At 39.1% G+C, this 1,439-nt stretch carries 1 protein-coding gene; it reads left to right on the plus strand.

The features are described from left to right. The first annotated feature begins 171 nt into the window (after nt 1–171). On the plus strand, nt 172–1,401 hold the full coding sequence (locus tag CVD23_RS04675; protein WP_101578810.1) for an IS4 family transposase: 1,230 nt from the start codon (nt 172–174) through the stop codon (nt 1,399–1,401). The last annotated feature ends 38 nt before the right edge of the window (nt 1,402–1,439 follow it).

A 1,439-nucleotide genomic window follows, 5' to 3' on the forward strand; every position in this document is an offset into this window, starting at 1 on the left:
CACTAGCGTTGCATTAAATAAAAGCGAATTTGTCAAGCTCAAATCAAATAAATTTATTTTGAATTAATTGTAATATATGTCATTTTTTAGTTTTCTAAGATATAAAAAAACCTTATAATTAGATAGAAGGTTTCAAAGTCCCTGTCCATATCTTAATTATAAGGAGTTCCCATGGACAAGAATAACATAAAATCTGTTTTTAAGGAATACATTCAACCGGCAGAAATGAAAGTTATTTCAAAAATCATTGAGCAGATGAACGTTGATAAATATGTTAAAAAGCTGGATAGTCTCAGCTTTATCAAACTATTTATTTATGCTCAATTGAAACAGTTGCCAAGCCTGAAGAAAATTAGTTTTAAGGTACGGCACAGAAAGAAATTGCAGAAAGAACTTGGATTAAAAAGCATCAGTAAATCTCAATTATCCCGTAAACTTTCTGGTCTTCCCCCGGATATCTTCCAAGCTATTCTGCAGCATCTGATTCAACAGATTCACCGTGAATTCGGGAAAGAAAAGGGAAATAATTTACTGGGCAAGATTCATCTCATTGATTCAACGACTATTTCCTTTTGCCTCAGCCAGTATCGGTGGGCTGATTTTCGAAACACGAAAGCCGGTGTTAAGATTCATACCCGGGTCGTTTTCTATGAGGGAGAGACCTCTCCGGATAAGATCATCGTCACCCCGGCCAGACCGGCCGATGCGACACAATTGGATGCCTTGATGGTCATCGAAAAGGATGCGCTCCATGTATTTGACCGAGGTTACTTCGATTTTGAAAAGTTCGATGAGTATTGTAAACAGAACGTCCGATTTTGTACCCGGCTCAAAGATAATACGATCATCCACGTCATTGAAGAATTGCCTGTAGACCCCTCATCCAACATTCTTCGGGAGGCTGTGGTCAAGCTGGGAAAGATGAAATCCCCTGTCCGATTAATCGAAACAAAAGATAGCCAAGGGAATACCATCTCCATCATCATCAATGATGCGAAGATGAGCGCACAGGAGATCAGTGACCTTTATCGAAACCGCTGGCAAATTGAGTTGTTTTTCAAATGGATGAAACAGCACTTAGTGATCAAAAAGTGTTACGGAAAGAGCGCAAATGCCGTCTACAATCAAATTCACATTGCCATGATCACTTTCTGCTTAACTTTATTAATGAAGAAGAAGGTACGTTATCAGGGAACTCTTCTCGAAATGCTTGAATACGTAGAGGAGTTTTGGTCGAGAAGCTTCTCTGTGTTTCTAAAAGAGCTAGTTAAAAAGCCAGATCGATCATCACTGGGTCGAAGGCGACTCCATCATGAACGGATTTTCCGCGAAACCCTGGCGCAGTTTGAAGAAGGAGATACTCAACATTTAAACGACCAAAACTATGACCCTATTTGTTAATTTGTAAAAAACTGGATAAGGACTACCTTCAACTAGGT

This window comes from Bacillus sp. V33-4 (assembly GCF_002860225.1).
Classification (GTDB): Bacteria; Bacillota; Bacilli; order Bacillales; family Cytobacillaceae; genus Bacillus_BJ; species Bacillus_BJ canaveralius.